General features: G+C 58.8%; 20 protein-coding genes and 1 tRNA gene. 13 read left to right on the forward strand and 8 right to left on the reverse strand.

The features are described from left to right. Positions 1–358 precede the first annotated feature (358 nt). A complete protein-coding gene (gene glmM / locus ACYJRZ_RS00295) occupies positions 359–1,711 on the forward strand; it encodes a phosphoglucosamine mutase (RefSeq protein ID WP_459455048.1) in 1,353 nt (450 codons plus the stop codon). A gap of 87 nt (positions 1,712–1,798) precedes the next feature. On the opposite strand, the gene ACYJRZ_RS00300 is transcribed toward glmM, so the two are convergent. Then, positions 1,799–2,359, reverse strand: a complete 561-nt coding sequence (locus ACYJRZ_RS00300; RefSeq protein WP_459455049.1) for an SH3 domain-containing protein — start codon at positions 2,357–2,359, stop codon at positions 1,799–1,801. Positions 2,360–2,679: 320 nt separating this feature from the next. On the opposite strand from ACYJRZ_RS00300, the gene ACYJRZ_RS00305 reads away from it, so the two are divergent. Continuing rightward, the gene (locus tag ACYJRZ_RS00305) at positions 2,680–3,531 is read left to right on the forward strand and encodes an outer membrane protein (protein ID WP_459455050.1); all 852 of its coding nucleotides are present in this window, start codon (positions 2,680–2,682) and stop codon (positions 3,529–3,531) included. A 243-nt stretch (positions 3,532–3,774) separates the two neighbouring features. Next, positions 3,775–4,608 carry an outer membrane protein gene (locus ACYJRZ_RS00310; RefSeq protein WP_459455051.1) on the forward strand — a complete coding sequence of 278 codons (834 nt, stop codon included), beginning with the start codon at positions 3,775–3,777 and terminating at the stop codon, positions 4,606–4,608. A gap of 10 nt (positions 4,609–4,618) precedes the next feature. Here the strand turns inward: ACYJRZ_RS00310 and ACYJRZ_RS00315 are convergent, their stop codons facing one another. After that, positions 4,619–5,449, reverse strand: coding sequence for a glycosyltransferase family 25 protein (locus tag ACYJRZ_RS00315; RefSeq protein WP_459455052.1), 831 nt, complete (start codon positions 5,447–5,449; stop codon positions 4,619–4,621). 219 nt (positions 5,450–5,668) lie between these two features. Between ACYJRZ_RS00315 and ACYJRZ_RS00320 the strand changes: the two genes are divergently transcribed. From ACYJRZ_RS00320 to ACYJRZ_RS00355, 8 genes are all read left to right on the forward strand, one after another. Continuing rightward, positions 5,669–6,847 carry a phosphoserine transaminase gene (locus ACYJRZ_RS00320; RefSeq protein ID WP_459455053.1) on the forward strand — a complete coding sequence of 393 codons (1,179 nt, stop codon included), beginning with the start codon at positions 5,669–5,671 and terminating at the stop codon, positions 6,845–6,847. A gap of 141 nt (positions 6,848–6,988) precedes the next feature. After that, positions 6,989–8,584, forward strand: a complete 1,596-nt coding sequence (gene serA / locus ACYJRZ_RS00325) for a phosphoglycerate dehydrogenase (RefSeq protein ID WP_459455054.1) — start codon at positions 6,989–6,991, stop codon at positions 8,582–8,584. Between the two features lie 172 nt (positions 8,585–8,756). Further along, positions 8,757–9,440, forward strand: coding sequence for a lysophospholipid acyltransferase family protein (locus ACYJRZ_RS00330; RefSeq protein WP_459456882.1), 684 nt, complete (start codon positions 8,757–8,759; stop codon positions 9,438–9,440). A 2-nt stretch (positions 9,441–9,442) separates the two neighbouring features. Next, a complete protein-coding gene (locus tag ACYJRZ_RS00335; RefSeq protein ID WP_459455055.1) occupies positions 9,443–10,393 on the forward strand; it encodes a phosphatidate cytidylyltransferase in 951 nt (316 codons plus the stop codon). Beyond that, positions 10,390–10,767 carry a hypothetical protein gene (locus ACYJRZ_RS00340; RefSeq protein WP_459455056.1) on the forward strand — a complete coding sequence of 126 codons (378 nt, stop codon included), beginning with the start codon at positions 10,390–10,392 and terminating at the stop codon, positions 10,765–10,767. The genes ACYJRZ_RS00335 and ACYJRZ_RS00340 overlap by 4 nt, the downstream gene beginning before the upstream one ends. A gap of 30 nt (positions 10,768–10,797) precedes the next feature. After that, a complete protein-coding gene (locus ACYJRZ_RS00345; RefSeq protein WP_459455057.1) occupies positions 10,798–11,451 on the forward strand; it encodes a CDP-alcohol phosphatidyltransferase family protein in 654 nt (217 codons plus the stop codon). A 272-nt stretch (positions 11,452–11,723) separates the two neighbouring features. Further along, complete coding sequence (gene mnmA, locus ACYJRZ_RS00350; protein ID WP_459455058.1) at positions 11,724–12,923, forward strand: tRNA 2-thiouridine(34) synthase MnmA; 1,200 nt, start codon at positions 11,724–11,726, stop codon at positions 12,921–12,923. Positions 12,924–13,086: 163 nt separating this feature from the next. Further along, a tRNA-Met gene (locus ACYJRZ_RS00355) sits at positions 13,087–13,163 on the forward strand. Between the two features lie 106 nt (positions 13,164–13,269). On the opposite strand, the gene ACYJRZ_RS00360 is transcribed toward ACYJRZ_RS00355, so the two are convergent. Next, entirely contained in the window at positions 13,270–13,479 is a 210-nt protein-coding gene (locus tag ACYJRZ_RS00360) for a hypothetical protein (protein ID WP_095435696.1), read from the reverse strand. Between the two features lie 186 nt (positions 13,480–13,665). Next, positions 13,666–13,920 (reverse strand): PilZ domain-containing protein, encoded by a 255-nt coding sequence (locus ACYJRZ_RS00365; RefSeq protein ID WP_459455059.1) that lies wholly within the window; start codon positions 13,918–13,920, stop codon positions 13,666–13,668. A 238-nt stretch (positions 13,921–14,158) separates the two neighbouring features. Between ACYJRZ_RS00365 and ACYJRZ_RS00370 the strand changes: the two genes are divergently transcribed. Continuing rightward, the gene (locus ACYJRZ_RS00370; RefSeq protein ID WP_459455060.1) at positions 14,159–14,620 is read left to right on the forward strand and encodes a hypothetical protein; all 462 of its coding nucleotides are present in this window, start codon (positions 14,159–14,161) and stop codon (positions 14,618–14,620) included. Between the two features lie 104 nt (positions 14,621–14,724). On the opposite strand, the gene ACYJRZ_RS00375 is transcribed toward ACYJRZ_RS00370, so the two are convergent. The 4 genes from ACYJRZ_RS00375 to ACYJRZ_RS00390 form a co-directional block, all read right to left on the reverse strand. After that, positions 14,725–14,976, reverse strand: a complete 252-nt coding sequence (locus tag ACYJRZ_RS00375) for a DUF6074 family protein (RefSeq protein WP_459455061.1) — start codon at positions 14,974–14,976, stop codon at positions 14,725–14,727. Positions 14,977–15,097: 121 nt separating this feature from the next. After that, a complete protein-coding gene (locus ACYJRZ_RS00380; protein ID WP_459455062.1) occupies positions 15,098–15,352 on the reverse strand; it encodes a DUF982 domain-containing protein in 255 nt (84 codons plus the stop codon). Between the two features lie 235 nt (positions 15,353–15,587). Further along, positions 15,588–15,845 carry a DUF982 domain-containing protein gene (locus tag ACYJRZ_RS00385; RefSeq protein WP_459455063.1) on the reverse strand — a complete coding sequence of 86 codons (258 nt, stop codon included), beginning with the start codon at positions 15,843–15,845 and terminating at the stop codon, positions 15,588–15,590. A gap of 192 nt (positions 15,846–16,037) precedes the next feature. After that, the gene (locus ACYJRZ_RS00390) at positions 16,038–16,298 is read right to left on the reverse strand and encodes a DUF982 domain-containing protein (RefSeq protein WP_459455064.1); all 261 of its coding nucleotides are present in this window, start codon (positions 16,296–16,298) and stop codon (positions 16,038–16,040) included. 255 nt (positions 16,299–16,553) lie between these two features. Here ACYJRZ_RS00390 and ACYJRZ_RS00395 point away from each other — a divergent pair, with 255 nt between their 5' ends. After that, entirely contained in the window at positions 16,554–17,249 is a 696-nt protein-coding gene (locus ACYJRZ_RS00395) for a DNA-3-methyladenine glycosylase I (RefSeq protein ID WP_459456884.1), read from the forward strand. Positions 17,250–17,281 lie beyond the last annotated feature (32 nt).

Here is a 17,281-nt window from a genome sequence, read left to right on the forward strand (position 1 = left end):
GGCTCAATCTCGAGGTTGAGGGCCAGTCATCTGAAAAGGTGGCTGGCCTTTTGCTTTGAGAGCGAAGAGAGATGAGGCTTGGGAATGGCGGCTAGCCCTATGGCAAGCCCGACCCCAAGGGAAAGTAATGCCGACGCGGTAGGCTGTGAATTGGACTATGTCCATCACGATCTGATGCATTTTTAGTGCTTATTAATGGTAACGCGGTGTAATAGGCGTTCTCGGTAATTTAAGTGCCGAGTTTTATAATCTATGGCATGAGCCAGAAGCATCGATGTTTGCAGTGCCGCTGGTTTCTCAGTGGCGATATCGATGTCGCCGCATTTCTCGCGAGAATGCGGCAACGACAGGAGTGCATATGAAACGCCGTTATTTCGGAACTGACGGAATTCGCGGTCAATCCAATATCTATCCGATGACGCCGGATCTTGCCATGCGCGTGGGTATCGCTGCCGGCACTATCTTCCATCGAGGCAGCCATCGCCATCGGGTCGTTATCGGCAAGGACACGCGCCTTTCCGGCTATATGCTCGAAAATGCCATAGTGGCAGGCTTCACCGCGGCTGGTGTCGATGCCTTCGTTCTCGGTCCTATCCCGACGCCGGCAGTCGCGATGCTGACGCGCTCGTTGCGCGCTGATATCGGCGTCATGATCTCGGCCTCGCACAATCCGTATCAGGACAATGGCATCAAGCTTTTCGGCCCGGATGGATACAAGCTCTCCGACGATCTAGAAATGAAGATCGAAGACATGCTCGACAAGGACATGTCGGAGCATCTGGCCAAGTCGGAGAATATCGGCCGTGCCAAGCGTATCGACGGTGTCCATGACCGCTATATCGAACACGTCAAGCGTACGCTGCCGCGAGATGTAACGCTGCAGGGGCTGCGGATCGCGATCGATTGCGCCAATGGCGCTGCCTATAAGGTCGCCCCGGCCGCTCTTTGGGAGCTTGGCGCCGACGTGGTGACCATCGGTAACGAGCCGAACGGCACGAATATCAATCTGAATTGCGGCTCTACCAGCCCCGTTGCCCTGCAGAAGAAGGTGGACGAGGTGCGCGCCGACATCGGCATTGCGCTTGATGGTGATGCCGATCGCGTCATCATTGTCGATGAAACCGGCACGATTATCGATGGCGACCAGCTGATGGCCGTCATTGCCGAAAGCTGGGCCGAGAGCCAGACGTTGCGCGGCAATGGCATTGTCGCAACCGTCATGTCCAATCTCGGACTGGAGCGCTTCCTCGACGATCGCGGCATGTCGCTTGCGCGCACTGCCGTCGGCGACCGCTATGTCGTCGAGCATATGCGACAGCACCATTACAATGTGGGGGGCGAGCAGTCCGGTCATATTGTGCTCTCCGACTACGGCACGACAGGCGACGGCCTTGTGGCTGCGCTGCAGATCCTGGCTGCGGTGAAGCGCACGGGCAAGCCCGTCAGCGAAGTCTGCCGCCGGTTCGAGCCGGTGCCGCAGCTGCTTCGCAATGTCCGTATTTCCGGCGGCAAGCCGCTGGAGGATATTCATGTGCGCCAGGCAATCGCCGATGCGGAAAGCGAGCTGTCCCGCAGCGGTCGGCTGGTGATCCGCCCCTCCGGCACCGAGCCCTTGATCCGCGTCATGGCGGAAGGCGACGATCGCGGCCAGATCGAGCGTATCGTGGGCGGATTGATCGACGTGATCTCGAACGTGCGTTCGGCTGCCTGAGCAGGCAAAAGAAGTAATTACGGATAAGATACCGTGGCCGCCCTATGGGGCGGCCATTACGTTTCCAGTTTCAGGATAGCGGGCCGCTTACTGGAACATTTCTCCGGGATAAGCGCCCCAGAGCTTGTCTTGCCTGATATAACCTCTGGCGGAGTGCTCGCGGACGGAGACGCGACACCAGGTTCCGGTGCAGGATTGTAGTGACACCAACACACGCGGCTGCAGCTCGGCGATCGTCCTTGCGGCAGGATTCGGATCGGCGCGCAGCATGGCATTCTTCGCCAGCCAGGGGGCGATCAAAGCCGTACGTGTTCCGGAGAGCAGGGCGCTGTGCATCCAGCCGGTAACGCCGGTATCGTCACGGACCTGCCGCCAATGGCCGTATTCGTCGATGATCTCCAAGGGAAGACCCGGCTTCATATAGATCCATTTCGTGGCATAGATCGTCGACGGGCCGACGCGCATGCGCGCCTTTTGGGCGCGAAGCGAAACATAGCGCGGGATCGGCAGGCCGGTCTCACGCCCCTTGTTCCATGTGGTGGCTGTAACCGCTATCGGCTTTACCGGCATCGCGCCTGCCAGGGCGGCAGAGTTCAGAAAGATGAAAGCAAGGCCTAGGCCGGCCGATATTGCGCGATGGTAAGTCAATGACTCCCTCCTGAATTATCTCCCCGGCGGCAGCACTGTAATGGTTCGATTCTTGCCAAACGGTTTAGGAGCTGCCACCTCTGGTTCATCCACAGATCCGGTGTTTGAGTTGAAAGTGAGATGGCGCGACGTCTTATCTCGTTCACTTCATTAAAGTATCAATTTCTTCTAATATATAAAACAAAGTATAATCTCTGAATAAACACGGTAAATATTCGTAGTTAATCAGGTTTTAACTCCTTTTCATCATTATCCCCGTTAGGTCTTTTCAATTGGCAAGCATTTGCTGTGCCAAGGGCAAGAAATTTGGAGCCAAAGCCATGATGAAAACCCTGATTGGGGCACTTGCCACTTTGCTTGTCGGCACGTCGGCCTTTTCCGCTGATCTTTATACGCCCGAACCGGTACAGCCGGCGCCGGAAGTGACGGTCGCTCAATCCAGCGGCTGGTATCTGCGCGGTGATGTCGGCTATGCCTTCACGAACCTGCGCGGCGCGAACTACTTCCAGGGCTCCAATGCCAGCCTTGTCGATTTCGATCGCGCCAAGCTCGATGGCAATGTCACGCTTGGCGGCGGTGTCGGTTACCAGATCAACAACTACCTGCGCACGGACTTGACGCTTGACTATCTCTTCAAGTCCGATTTTAAGGGCTCCACGAAGGGCGATTGCGGTGCCTGCGGCCCGGGCTTTACTCCGACTGCGGCGACCTCGCGCGATCTTGCTTCCTTGACAGCCTATAGCTTGCTTGCCAATGCCTATGTCGATCTCGGCACCTACGGCATCTTCACTCCCTATGTCGGCGGCGGCCTCGGCGGCACCTACGTCAAGTGGAGCAATCTGAAGAACACGTCCTGCTCCGACGCCAATCCGGATTCCTGCGACGGAACTGTCTCGCATAATGGTCGCGGCAGCTGGCGCTTTACCTATGCGCTGATGGCCGGTACTTCCATCGATCTGAGCTGCAATCTCAAGGCGGATGTCGGCTATCGTTACCGCCACGTTCAGGGTGGCGACATGTTCGGCTACAATGAGAATGGCGGTCCTGGCTACGATAAGGGCCTGAACCTGCACGAAGCCCGGATCGGTGCCCGCTATACGTTCGGCGGCTGCCAGACAGCGAGCTACATGCCGCCGGCCGACATTCCGGTTCAGGCACCGGTCTATAAGTAAGCCGTATCCATCCAAGCTATTGAAAAGCCGTCCGGTTTCTTGCCGGGCGGCTTTTGTTTTTGCTCTCTCCCGTTAAGCAATTCGCCATCGCTTTAAAGCTTCATTAACCATGAATTCCTTATGGTTAATGAAATGAGAACGGCAGCCTTCCCGCTCAAGCCCAGACAGATGAGATATCAAGGGGAGGGAGGGCCAGCCGGTTCGACATGCGGGCGCGAGCCCGAGGATGGAAGGCGAGGGGTAATGATCCGTTTTGACGCTTTGGCGCTGGCCGCGGCGATGGCAGGCGCATCGGCGAGTATTGCCCTTGCTGCCGATGCAACACCGCCGGAAATCAAGATGTCGGAAGTGAGCGTCAAGGATGCCAAGGGATGGTATGTGCGCGGCGATTTCGGCTATGCCGCCAATGCCAGCCGCACCGACACGAAATTTCGCGCCTACGATCCTACCGGCGGCGATTACAGCTCGAGCAGCTTTGATTCGACCCGTTTCGGCGGCGATTTTTCCGGCGGCCTCGGTGTTGGCTATCAGTTCAACGATCTTTTCCGCGCCGACGTATCAGGCGATTTCTTCACCGGTGATTTCAATGGCCGCGTTTCGAGCGATTCACCGTGCTCTGGCGGTGGCGGCGGCACCGGATGCTCCACGAGAGCTCACTCTTCCTTCAGGGCCGGTAGCCTGATGGTCAATGGCTATGTCGATCTCGGGACGCTCGCCGGCTTCACACCCTATGTCGGTGCCGGCCTCGGTGCCACGCGGGTTTCCTGGAGCAGCGTCAACGCTATCGGCTCCTGTGTGGATGCCACGGCGGGTTGTGGTGGCGCTGCCTCAGTCAGCGCCCGCTATCCTGGTGATAGCGACTGGCGCTTGACCTATGCCTTGATGGCGGGTGTCGCTTATGAGGTTGCGCCGAATATCAAGGTCGATCTTGGTTACCGCTTCTCGCATATCGCCGGCGGCGACATGTTCGGCTATTCAGCCGCAGATTCGGCTGCAGGCGCCGGCGGCACGGCAGGCCGGGATGGTGCGTTGTCGCGCCATGAGATTCGCGTCGGTTTGCGAATCACCACCTGGTAGCGTCTGAGTCTTACGATGTCGTCAGCACGTAGGCGATGCGCCGAAAGAAATCCACGGTACGGAAGATGTGAGCCGGTATGCGCCGTAAGGCAGGCGCCTTGGCCGCGCGGTAGTCGCGACGCCAACCGATCATCGTCGTCCGCTGCAGCCGGCTGAAACCGGCGATGTTCGCGCGGGTGCTGACGATGGATACATTCATGTCCCAGCCCCGCTCCACGGCCACATCCCAGGGCAGCGACATGATGGCCAGCGATTTCACGATCTTTTCGGCGCCTTTGCGCGTGACGAGATAGCAGGCCGTCGAGCCCTGTGGACCAAAGAGGCAGCGTCCGACGATATCCCCCTTGCTGCTCCGGCCCATGGCACGAAAGCCGTTCCAGCGGTGATTGACGAGCTTGATCAGGTCGGCGTTGGGTGCAGCATTCTTTGCCGCCACAGCGCGTGCGAGGAAATCGATATCCAGCGCGACATCGTCCTCGATGATGACAGCCATCGCGTCGTCGCTCGCCAAAAACCGGTGCAGCGCCAGCAGATGGCTGCGATAGCAGCCGTATTCACCGGGCAGTATGGTGCGGCCGTGCCGCCGCTGGAAACGATCGTGATCTACGTCGACCCATTCGTCGCGTGGGACGAGGGCGCCGTCGACACCGTGGATACGTTCGAATCGAAAACCTAACTCGTCGCTCTGCCGCTGAATCTCCGCCAGTCGTTCGGCAGCCCGATCGATATTGATAAGATAGACCGGCATGGTTTGTGACGGTGTAAAAGAAGTTTCGGCGAGCGCAGTTACGGACATCGAGCACACTTGATTATTTCCATCGACGCAAACGGCCAGCGCCAAGCCATATATGATTGCGCATCAGCATAGAAACCAGCTTTGTGGCATTAAATTTGGCTTATTTCCATTGCGCGTGACTTGCGCACCATCAACATCTCACACGAAATCGTGACGGAGCGCCCTGAGCAATTTTTATTGTTGCGCTACCGGGCTGCTTCCAATATATCCGGCCGCGGGACACCCTTCCCCAACGAAGGGCTTTCTATCTGAGAGGATAGCATTATGACTAAGCTCGCCAAGCCGGACATCCGTCCGAATAATACCCATTTCTCTTCTGGTCCATGCTCGAAGCGCCCCGGTTGGACGCTTAACGCTCTATCCGACGCGGCTCTTGGCCGTTCGCACCGCGCGAAGGTCGGTAAGGCAAAGCTGAAGCAGGCCATCGATCTCACCCGCGAAATTCTTGAGGTGCCCACGGATTACCGCATCGGCATCGTTCCCGCTTCCGATACCGGCGCCGTCGAAATGGCGCTCTGGTCGCTGCTCGGCGAACGCGGTGTCGACATGCTCGCCTGGGAAAGCTTCGGCGCTGGCTGGGTGACCGATGTCGTCAAGCAGCTGAAGCTCAAGGACGTCCGCAAGCTCGAAGCCGGTTACGGCGAGCTGCCCGATCTTTCCGCTGTCGATTTCGACCGCGACGTGGTCTTCACCTGGAATGGTACCACCTCCGGTGTGCGCGTTCCGAACGCCGATTTCATCCCGGCCGACCGCAAGGGTCTGACGATCTGCGACGCCACTTCGGCGGCCTTCGCTCAGAACCTCGATTTTGCCAAGCTCGACGTCGTCACCTTCTCCTGGCAGAAGGCTTTGGGCGGCGAGGGCGCGCATGGCGTCATCATCCTGTCGCCGCGTGCCGTCGAGCGCCTGACGACTTATCAGCCGGCCTGGCCGCTGCCGAAGATCTTCCGCCTGACCAGCGGCGGCAAGCTCATCGAAGGCATCTTTGTTGGCGAAACGATCAATACGCCCTCGATGCTCTGCGTCGAAGACTATATCGACGCTCTGCTCTGGGCCAAGGATCTCGGCGGCCTGAAGGCGTTGATCGCTCGCGCCGATGCCAACGCCAAGGTCATCCACGACTTCGTTGCCGCTAACGACTGGATCGCCAATCTCGCCGTCAAGGCCGAGACGGCATCCAACACGTCAGTCTGCTTGAAGATCGTCGACAAGGATGTTGTCGCTCTCGATGCCGATGGTCAGGCGAATTTTGCCAAGGGCCTGGTTGCGCTCCTCGAAAAGGAAGGCGTTGCCTATGACGTCGGCCATTACCGCGACGCGCCCTCGGGCCTGCGCATCTGGGCCGGTGCAACGATCGAAGCTTCCGACATGCAGAAGCTGATGCCCTGGCTCGCCTGGGCTTTCGAAACGCAGAAGGCGACGCTCTCCCAGGCAGCTGCCTGAGGTTTGAAGCGTCTATGGCTCCGCCGGTAAAGCGGAGCCCAGCATTCCGAAATTCTCGTTGTTTTCATGCAATTCCGACCGGAAGGCCGTTTCGCATTTCGTGGAATTGCTCGTCTTAGCTGACCTTTTCAGGAGGCCTCCATGGCACCTCGCGTTCTCGTATCCGATGAATTGTCGGAAACCGCAGTCCAGATCTTCCGCGATCGCGGCGTCGAAGTCGATTTTCAGCCGCAGCTTGGCAAAGACAAGGACAAGCTGTTCGAAATCATCGGCAATTACGATGGTCTTGCCATCCGTTCCGCCACCAAGGTGACGGAGAAGATCATCGAAGCGGCCAAGAACCTCAAGGTCGTCGGCCGCGCAGGCATCGGCGTCGACAATGTCGATATTCCGGCCGCCTCGCGCCGCGGTATCATCGTCATGAACACGCCTTTCGGCAATTCGATCACGACCGCCGAACACGCGATTGCGCTGATGTTTGCCGTTGCCCGCCAGCTTCCGGCTGCAGATGCCTCGACGCAGGCCGGCAAGTGGGAAAAGTCGAAGTTCATGGGTGTCGAAATCACCGGCAAGACGCTCGGCATCATCGGCGCCGGCAATATCGGCTCCATTGTCATTGCCCGCGCCCTCGGCCTGAAGATGCATGTCCTTGCCTATGACCCGTTCCTGTCCAAGGAGCGCGCCGAGGAAATGGGCGTTACCAAAGTCGAGCTCGACGAGCTCTTCGCCGGCGCCGACTTCATCACGCTGCATGTGCCGCTGACCGACAAGACCCGCAACATCATCGACGCCTCCGCGATCGCCAAGATGAAGCAGGGTGTGCGCATCATCAACTGCGCCCGCGGCGGTCTCGTCGATGAGGCAGCCCTTGCCGCCGCGATCAAATCAGGTCATGTCGCCGGTGCCGCTTTCGACGTCTTCGAGGTCGAGCCGGCCAAGGAAAGCCCGCTCTTCGGCCTGCCGAATGTCGTCTGCACGCCGCATCTCGGCGCTTCCACGACCGAAGCGCAGGAAAACGTCGCTTTGCAGGTCGCCGAGCAGATGTCGGATTACCTGATGAAGGGTGCCGTCTCCAACGCCATTAACATGCCTTCGATCACGGCTGAAGAAGCACCGATCCTGAAGCCGTTCATCAAGCTTGCCGATGTTCTCGGTGCCTTCGTCGGTCAGGTTACGGACGATCCGATCAAGGAAATCGAAATCCTCTATGACGGCGTCACCGCCAACATGAACACTAAGGCTTTGACGAGCGCGCTACTCGCCGGCTTGATCCGCAATCAGGTTGCCGACGTGAACATGGTTTCGGCGCCGATCATGATCAAGGAAAAGGGTATCGTGCTGGCCGAAGTCAAGCGCGACAAGACCGGCGTCTATGACGGCTATATCAAGCTGACCGTCACGACAGACAGCATGACGCGTTCCGTCGCCGGTACTGTCTTCTCGGACGGCAAGCCGCGCTTCATTCAGATCAAGGGCATCAATCTCGACGCCGATGTCGGCAACCACATGGTCTATATCGCCAATACCGACGTTCCCGGCATGATCGGCTTCATCGGCACGACGCTCGGCTCCGCCGGTGTCAATATCGCCAACTTCCAGCTCGGCCGTGACAAGCAGGGCGGCGATGCCATCGCGCTTCTCTATGTCGACGGCCCGATCAGCGATGACGTTCTTGCCAAGCTGACGGCACATCAGGCGATCCGCCAGGCAAAGCCGCTGGTGTTCAACGTCGACTGAGCCTGTTCGCCCTGAAGAAGGGTGGCAGCTACAGAATTCGCTCCTCCCAAGAGCCAGTCCGAAAGCCCGGCGCGACACGAGTTGCGCCGGGCTTTCTTTATGGTTGTGAGGGTTGTGGATAAGCCCGGTGCGCGGACTATCGGGGGCGAGGAAACGCGCCTATCTCTATGTCATGGAGGCTTTGCGAAAGAACATTCTCGGGGAAGGAGCAGGCACGCCGATCGAGTGGCTGGCGAAGCCGACCTCGGTGGCGATCGTGCTCTTTGCGCGCGCCATCACCGCCGTCCGGGCGATCTGGCCTGAAAGCGGTACGCAAACCCGCCGCTGCGTCTATTTCGCCAATCACTCCAGCCATGGCGATTTCATCCTGATCTGGACTGTCCTGCCGCCACGATTGCGCCGGCGCGTGCGGCCGGTGGCCGGCGCGGATTATTGGTTGAAATCGCCGCTGAACAGGTTCATCGGCCGCGATGTTTTCAATGCCGTGCTGATCGAGCGGGATCGCGAGGCGCGCAAGGAAGATCCGGTCACGCAGATGACGCAGGCGCTCGATGCCGGTTCCTCGCTTATCCTCTTTCCGGAAGGCACCCGCAATCTGACTGATCAGCCGCTGCAGCCTTTCAAGAGCGGGCTTTTCCATCTTGCCCAGGCCCGTCCCGATATCGATCTGGTGCCCGTCTGGATCGACAACCTCAATCGCGTCATGCCCAAGGGCGAGTTCGTACCCATTCCGCTGATCTGCACCGTCAGCTTCGGCGAGGCGCTGCATATCGTCGAGACCGAGGAGAAGGCGGAGTTCCTGGCGCGAGCCGAAGCGGCGCTTCTGGCGTTGGCGCCCAAGCGGGCGGGAGAGTGAGCATGGGCGCGGCAAGTGCCGATCTGATCCACCTCGTCCTTGGCATTTTCGGCGTTCTGATCGTCGCCTCGGTCATTGGCTACGTGCTGGAACGGCGCCTCTCGCCCGACGGATCGAATGCGGCGATCGAAAACCTGAATGCGCGCATCAAGGCCTGGTGGGTGATGGTGGTGCTGATCGGCATTGCCTTCATTGCCGGGCGTGCCGGCGTCATCCTGCTTTTTGCCTTCTGCTCCTTTGCGGCACTGCGCGAATTCGTGACACTGATCAACACGAAGCGGGCGGATCATTGGGCGCTTGCCGCCGCCTTCTTCGTCGCTTTGCCGGTGCAATATTACCTGCTATGGGCCGAGCAATACGGCATCTATTCGATCTTCATTCCTGTCTACGCCTTCCTCTTCATGCCGATTATCGCGGTGCTGCGCGGAGATACCGAGCGGTTTCTGGTGCGCATCGCCGAAGTGCAATGGGCGCTGATGATCTGCGTCTTCTGCGCCTCGCATGTGCCGGCGCTGCTGACGCTGCATATTCCCGGCTACGAGGGCCGCAACGTGCTGCTGATCGCCTTCCTGGTGATCGTCGTTCAGCTCAGCGACGTCCTGCAATATGTCTGGGGCAAGTTGTTCGGGAAAACGAAGATCGCGCCACGGCTGTCGCCATCGAAGACGGTCGAGGGCTTCGTCGGCGGCGTTATCAGCGCTTCGCTGATCGGCGCGGCACTCTGGTGGGTGACGCCGTTCACCCCGCTACAGGCTGGACTTCTCGCCTTCGTCATCACAATCATGGGTTTCTTCGGCGGGCTTGTCATGTCCGCGATCAAGCGGGATCGCGGCGTTAAGGATTGGGGCCACCTCATCGAGGGGCATGGCGGGCTGATCGACCGGCTGGACTCGGTCGTCTTCTCCGCGCCGATCTTCTTCCATCTCGTGCGCTACTGGTGGTCGCTGACATGACAGGAAGGCTAAAAGCGCTTGCCGGCAGCAGCATCGTGCACGTGCTTTTCGCCTTTCTTGCCATGGGCGGCTGGGCGGTCTTTGCCAATCGCATGCACCCGATGCCGCGGCCACTGATTGCGGGCGTCGTGCAGGGCGTGCTTTCCGGCTGCCTGACGCTGTTCCTGAAGTCGGTCGTCGAGGCCTTATCGCGGCGATTCAGTGGCCTTCTGCGTCTTTGGGCGCCGCCGCTGATTGCCTGCCTGGGCTCGGCGACCATCCTGGTTGCCATCCATGCGCTGAGCGGCACGCCGGAGATCCTGAAGACCATCGCCGTGCCGCTGCTGGTCTCCTCCAGCTATGCGGCGATCTATAATTACTCGATCTCGGGCTGAAGGCTGCGAAGTCATGAAAGGTGAGGGGCGATGACGGGCGAGGGGATGGGCGACAGACGACCGCTGGCGAGCCGAAATACGCGGTGGGCTCAGATGCTGGCGCGGCGCATGACGGCGCTTTCGGTAACGCCCAACCAGATCTCGCAGGCGAGCATGCTCATGGCAATGCTGGCAGGGGCTTCGTTCTGGCTCTCCGGCGCCGCCGATAGTCTCGGTATGCGAGTGGTTCTGCTGATCCTAGCCGCGTTGTTCTGCCAGCTGCGTCTGCTCTGCAATCTACTCGATGGCATGGTGGCAGTCGAAGGCGGAAAGGGTGAAGCCGACGGGCCGTTTTGGAACGAATTTCCGGATCGGATCGCCGACATCCTCATCTTCACCGGTATCGGCTATGGCATTGCCATACCAGGCCTCGGTTGGGCCGCCGCCGCCTTTGCTGTGCTGACGGCCTATGTCCGCGAGCTTGGCCGCGCCACCGGCAATCCCAGCGATTTCAGCGGCCCGATGGCAAAACAGCATCGCATGGCGGTCATTACGGCTGCGGCTTTGCTTTCGATTATCGAGGCTCTGTGGACCGGCGGCAGCTGGGTTTTGACGATCGCGCTCTGGATCATTGCCATCGCTTCGGCGGTCACGGTATGGAGGCGCAGCCGCAATCTGATCCGGCATTTGAAGGCAAAGGGTTGATCCGCACTTTTGCCGCCCCCTTGCGCCGGATAGCGATCCTTTCTATATCCCTCCAGAATTAGGTGGGTTGCGAATGGTGCAGCCCATTGCCCGCATGAAAATTCGCCGCTTTTGCATGGCATCCGGCGGCAGGAAGCATGATCCCGAAAAGTGTGCAGCGGTTTTGGATCAGATCGTGCGAAATGAAATCGTGAGAGCGTGACGACGTTTCGAAGGAAGGTCATCCCGCTACGGACAGCATCGAAGATCGTTCAAGACTGGCGGCAACGACCGTGAATACACTGGATTTTGACAAGAGGCCGGAAGATACCCGCGTCGTCGTCGCCATGTCGGGCGGTGTCGACAGCTCCGTCGTTGCCGGCATTTTGAAGCGGCAGGGCTATGATGTGCTCGGCATCACGCTGCAGCTCTATGACCATGGCGCGGCGGTGCATCGCGCCGGCTCCTGTTGCGCCGGCCAGGATATCGACGATGCGCGCCGCGTTTGCGAAACGCTCGGCATCCCGCACTACGTGCTCGACTATGAAAAGCGCTTCCGCGAGACGGTGATCAATCCTTTCGCAGAAAGCTATGTCGCCGGCGAAACGCCGATCCCCTGCGTTGCCTGCAACCAGACCGTCAAGTTCGCCGATCTCTTGGCGACGGCCAAGGAACTCGGCGCCGATGCGCTGGCGACCGGCCATTACATCCGCTCGCGCCCGAACCCATCGCCGGAGCATCCGCATCGCCGCGCGCTCTATCGCCCGGCCGATGCCGATCGCGATCAGAGCTATTTCCTCTTTGCGACGACGCAGGAGCAGATCGATTATCTGCGCTTTCCGCTCGGCGGCATGCCGAAGGCCGAGACTCGTGCCCTTGCCGAAGAGATGGGCCTTGTCGTCGCGAAAAAGGCCGACAGCCAGGACATCTGTTTCGTACCGCAGGGCAAATATTCCGACGTCATCGCCAAGCTGAAGCCGAATGCGGCGCTTGCCGGCGAGATCGTGCATCTCGACGGCCGCGTGCTCGGCCAGCACGAAGGCATCCTGCATTACACGATCGGCCAGCGCCGCGGTATCGGTGTTGCCACGGGCGAGCCGCTCTACGTCGTCTATCTCGACGCCCGCTCGCGCCGCGTCATCGTCGGCCCGAAGGAGGCGCTCGAAACGCATCGCGTCTACCTGCGCGATGTCAACTGGCTGGGTGACGAACCGCTCTCGCAGGCCGCTTCCGGTGAAGGCTTTGCCTGTTTCGCCAAGGTCCGCTCCACCAGCGCGCCGTCCCCGGCTGTACTGCATGCCGATGCCAGCGGCATCTATGTCGATCTTACCGTCGGCGAGGCCGGCGTGGCTCCGGGTCAGGCCTGCGCTCTCTATTCGGCACCTGGTGATGACGCCCGCGTCTACGGCGGCGGCTTCATCGAACGCTCGGAACGCGAGCCGATGGCGGAGGCGTCGTTGAAGGCGCTGCTGACAGGTCCCGTCGCCGCCTGAGAGCAGGCGGCGTCGGCATCAAGAGAAAGCACTGATTTTTCCAAATCATCCGCTTGACACCAAGCCGAACCGCACCTTATAAGCCGCTCAACCGACGAGCTAGCGCTTTCGAGCGACGGTTCGTTTGACCTTTGTGCTTGGTGTTCGACATCAAGTGCAGCGTGGCGGAGTAGCTCAGTAGGTCAGAGCAGAGGAATCATAATCCTTGTGTCGGGGGTTCAAATCCCTCCTCCGCTACCAACTTTGTCACCGTGCAACGCTTGAGAATCTCGGTGTATCGCTAGCGCTTAACGAGCTGCAGAAGCGCTCGTTGCGATGCGCGCGAAAGCTCTTGGAATGGCCGCGTTCAGGAGCCGGCTGCTCCGATCCCCTTGGGGCCGTCAAGCCGGGCCATGTCGTCGTCCAAGGTTCGCACCGCTGCGGCCAAAGTCGCCAGTGCCGACATCATGAGGGCGTGGTCTTGGCCTTCTTGGGATTGAGATTGGGACAGAGCAAGAGCTCGATCGTGAAGCTGTTGGCCGATTGTATCAAGCCGGTCGATGGTGTCCTGGTTCATAGCCGTCTCCTTCACAGGCCAATTCGGCAAATTGCCATATGTTTGGGAATGCCTGTTGCGGCTTATTTGTTCCGGGCAAACCTGATCGGCGGGCGGTAACTGCAGCCAGGTATATCGCCCAGCTTGGACGGGTAGTTCTTTCAGATATCCAAGCGCTCCCCTTACGCGTCTTGGGCGAGAGTCCCCTTACACAAACTCGACCCCCATGCTGTTGATTTTGCGCCAGCGCACTGCGCACGCCAACAATCGCTCACCCGAAAGTTGTAGGTCGAAGGTATTGGGTGCTGCGAGAGGATTTTCGATCTGGATCATGGCGCCGGTATCGGACAGATTTCGCACGAGGCAATCGAAAACCGAGTGGCCGTCGTTAAATATGATTTTCGCGCCGAGAAGCGTTCGCTTTCGGGTGGCTACCCGGCCTTCGGGTGAGAATGCCGCCATGGGATTGGCTCCTTAATTTTTATTTTTACTAATATGGCATGTTCCAATATCCAAGATATTAATGAGAAGCCGCAAATTGAGCGCTCTCCAATTGTTGGGGTGGGGGAGAGGCTAATCTAAGTGTCGGATGAATGCCGGACAGACGGAGCTTGGCGCGGCCGGAATGCATCGGCGCCGCCCTGTCCCGGGAGGTCGTCCTCCGCCATGATTTCCGTCGAAATATCTCGGCAGAGCCTGATTGACGAAGGCGCCGGCGAACAAGCTGCCGTCGTTCGCGTTGTATTTTCAAATGGCCCATGAAAATCCACGCGACATATCTTGCAAGACGAAACCTGCTCTGGCACCGTGCTGCCATAGGGGATCGGGGTTTTCAATGAAACTGTTTTTGGCGGCGGCCACCATGCTGGTGGGCGCCAGTTCCGCAATGGCGGCAGACGATGCCGTGAACAATGCGTTCCGCGTCTGCAAGATGATCGACAATACCGGCTTGTTTACGGCGCCTTGCCAGGTATCCAGCCGAAGGAATGCCGTCATGGCGACGATAGACCTGCCGATTGCCGATGCCAGAAAGGCCTGTGCGCAGATTACCGGCGTGGTCTCGTCTAAGGGGTTCCACTTCCCCGGAGGAGAGTGGACCGTGCAGATCAAGTCACCGACAAGCGGCGACAAGTCCATCGCATTTTGCAGATTGCCGAAATAAAGCAATCCGAGGAAAGGTGCGCGTGGCGGCTTTCCGTTCGGAGTTGCGTAAAAGCAGAGGGGGACGTTTTCGCGATTCGAAGGAAGGCGAAAGGGTTCAACGCCTCAGGCCGAAGCGTTTAGTTCCTCTTCGGCAAAGGCGAGCTGCAGTTCCACCTGCACCGCATGCATGAAGAGGCCGGCTTGCCGCGAGATTTCGTCGTCTTCCATTCCTTGTCCACGCAGGGAGGCGGCAAAGCTTGCCATTTCCGAACGCCAGAAGCGGTTTGCCGCTTCGCCATGTAGCTGCTGAAGGGCTGCGGCACACCGCCTGACATCACTGGTACGCCTGTCGGCCGGGAATGGTAGAAGCGACATATTCTCTCCGTCATTGGCAGGGCGAATCGCCTGCCTCTGTTGGCAAGATCGCCGGCAGTCGTTCATAAAAAGTGAATAATGTCAGAGAGATCCAGCATGCTGCAGGAGAGACGGGGCGATTTCACTGCATGACGGATATGCCAGCTTCCTGAGCAGCCTTGATCAAGGCTTCCCTTACGGCTTCGGCGGAGACGGCACCCAGCATCGCTTCGAGGCAGATCCGCACTGCCGCGACATATTCCTCGCCATTGTCCACAGGCCAATATTCCAGCAGCAATTCCGCCGCCTGATGCACTGAATTGATACGACGTGTTTCGCCGCTCTCTCCCATGACAAGCGTGAGGGCTGGAAATGGGCGTAAAGTGTTTCGTTTCAAAACGTATTACCTCCGAAACATTCATGCTTCGGTAAGACTGCAAGAAGCGTACCGGGCCAAGGGTCTTGCCTGATACCCTCGCATATGGGGTGCTATCAAAGCCCGGCAGTGGATTCGATGTGGCGAGAACTCTAAAGCGTGTCGCGATCTTTCAGATTCGCGTCCCACGCTTTAGGTCTTTGATTTTGCGCATGTCGTTGGCGCAAAACCGCTGCACACTTTTGCGCGACATGCTCTAGTCCAATACGCTCGCTTCGACGCACGCCTCTATGAACACTTTCCTGGCTTTATCGCTCAACAGGGGATTGATATCGGCTTGAAGGCAGAGTCTTCGGGCAGCATTGTATTTTTCGCCTCTGATGGCCGGCCAGCGGAAAAGAAGATGATTATGGGCTTCCTTGGGGCTGCGGACTGCCTCAGGCATTCCATAGCCAATGCGCAGATAAACGGGTTCTTGCCAGCGACCATCGCCGGCACCCAAAATACTGTTCATTTCGATGATGCTCCGACATTGCCTCCCCAAACTCCTGCAAGGGCAAAAAGTTTCGCAATGTCCGGAAAATTGATCCCCATATTGCAAGCGGGAGATCGACCCCATCGCCGGTTCTCCCGATCGGCTGAATGAACTATTCGGCTACGACAGGCCACGTGTCCTTCCACGAATGGATGAGGAAGGGCGATAGCTTTATTGAACGACCGGCATCTCGAGAGGGACGCCAGCCTCGGAGGCGGCGGCGACAAAGCTGTTGCGGGCCTCCAGTGGCTGTCCCTGGCCTCTTTCGACATCGGCACAGACTTGCAGCGCCATCATGAATGCCTTGCCCTCCGCGACAGGCCATGCGTTCAACAGCATGTCCAGCGCTTCTTTCGTGTTCGCGACCGTATAAACTTTTCCGGTGCGCTTGCAGATGACCATGATGGGATTAATCCAGTCTTTGTTGTTCATGGCAGAAGGCTCCGATGCGACGCGGCCGAATTAACGCTACGGTGCGTGAAATCTCAAGTTAATTTCAAGACAATATCTGGAGCAGTCCGGAATTGTTTCAATCGCCGGGAAGGTCAATTCGCGTGCCGGTGTGATCAACTGTCGCAGCGTAACTTTCGACAGCGCGTCTTTCACGGAAAATCATCACACGGAGATTACATGCGCGAGGAATGAGGTCATAAAAGACTTGGTACGCGGCACGACCGGGAGAGAATGATGGGAAGCTTTGCGGAAATCAGGGAGCGCGCCGAGAAGCGCAAGGGTGGCGCGGAAGGATTGATGGCGCTGATGCCCAGAATGCCGAGCCACGACGTGCTGCGTACGCTGCCCGACGATCGGATATTGTCGGAAATGACGCGCTACATCTTCTATGCGGGCTTCGTCCGCAACGTCATCGATTCGAAATGGACGGGCTTCGAAGCTGCTTTTTCCGGCTTCGATCCGGCCTTCCTCAATCTCGCGCCGGATGATTATTGGCATGACCTGACCTCCGACACGCGAGTCATCCGCAACGGTGCCAAAATCATGTCGGTTAGGGCCAATGCGCAGTTCGTCCGCCGGCTTGCCGACGAGCATGGCAGCGCCGGCCGCTTCTTTGCCGATTGGCCGCTGGAAGATCAGATCGGACTGCTGGCTGTCCTGGACAAACAGGCCAACCGGCTCGGCGGCATGACTGGACAATATCTATTGCGCGCAATCGGCCGCGACAGCTTCGTCATGAGCCATGACGTTCTCGTCTGCCTCCGGCTTGCGGGCGTGCCCATTTCGGAAGGTAAGCCCACCAAAAAGGATCTGCGGCTGATCCAGGATCAGTTCAATGCCTGGCATGAGGAGACGGGTCTGCCCCTCACCTATCTCTCGCGCATCTGCGCCTTCTCCGTCGGAATGCCAGGGGAGGAGGACGAGATCTGATTGATCTCATCCATCGAATGATATTGGATCGT

It is taken from the genome of Rhizobium sp. No.120 (assembly GCF_054558365.1).

Excerpts from the sequence above, each read along its gene's own strand:
- ACYJRZ_RS00305 (WP_459455050.1), top strand. The coding sequence starts at position 2,680 with ATGATGAAAACCCTGATTGGGGCACTTGCCACTTTGCTTGTCGGCACG.
- ACYJRZ_RS00330 (WP_459456882.1), top strand. The coding sequence starts at position 8,757 with ATGGAGGCTTTGCGAAAGAACATTCTCGGGGAAGGAGCAGGCACGCCG.
- glmM (WP_459455048.1), top strand. The coding sequence starts at position 359 with ATGAAACGCCGTTATTTCGGAACTGACGGAATTCGCGGTCAATCCAAT.
- ACYJRZ_RS00385 (WP_459455063.1), bottom strand. The coding sequence starts at position 15,845 with ATGAACAGTATTTTGGGTGCCGGCGATGGTCGCTGGCAAGAACCCGTT.
- ACYJRZ_RS00310 (WP_459455051.1), top strand. The coding sequence starts at position 3,775 with ATGATCCGTTTTGACGCTTTGGCGCTGGCCGCGGCGATGGCAGGCGCA.
- ACYJRZ_RS00340 (WP_459455056.1), top strand. The coding sequence starts at position 10,390 with ATGACAGGAAGGCTAAAAGCGCTTGCCGGCAGCAGCATCGTGCACGTG.
- serA (WP_459455054.1), top strand. The coding sequence starts at position 6,989 with ATGGCACCTCGCGTTCTCGTATCCGATGAATTGTCGGAAACCGCAGTC.
- ACYJRZ_RS00375 (WP_459455061.1), bottom strand. The coding sequence starts at position 14,976 with ATGTCGCTTCTACCATTCCCGGCCGACAGGCGTACCAGTGATGTCAGG.
- ACYJRZ_RS00395 (WP_459456884.1), top strand. The coding sequence starts at position 16,554 with ATGGGAAGCTTTGCGGAAATCAGGGAGCGCGCCGAGAAGCGCAAGGGT.
- ACYJRZ_RS00345 (WP_459455057.1), top strand. The coding sequence starts at position 10,798 with ATGACGGGCGAGGGGATGGGCGACAGACGACCGCTGGCGAGCCGAAAT.
- ACYJRZ_RS00320 (WP_459455053.1), top strand. The coding sequence starts at position 5,669 with ATGACTAAGCTCGCCAAGCCGGACATCCGTCCGAATAATACCCATTTC.
- ACYJRZ_RS00390 (WP_459455064.1), bottom strand. The coding sequence starts at position 16,298 with ATGAACAACAAAGACTGGATTAATCCCATCATGGTCATCTGCAAGCGC.
- ACYJRZ_RS00360 (WP_095435696.1), bottom strand. The coding sequence starts at position 13,479 with ATGAACCAGGACACCATCGACCGGCTTGATACAATCGGCCAACAGCTT.
- ACYJRZ_RS00335 (WP_459455055.1), top strand. The coding sequence starts at position 9,443 with ATGGGCGCGGCAAGTGCCGATCTGATCCACCTCGTCCTTGGCATTTTC.
- ACYJRZ_RS00365 (WP_459455059.1), bottom strand. The coding sequence starts at position 13,920 with ATGGCGGCATTCTCACCCGAAGGCCGGGTAGCCACCCGAAAGCGAACG.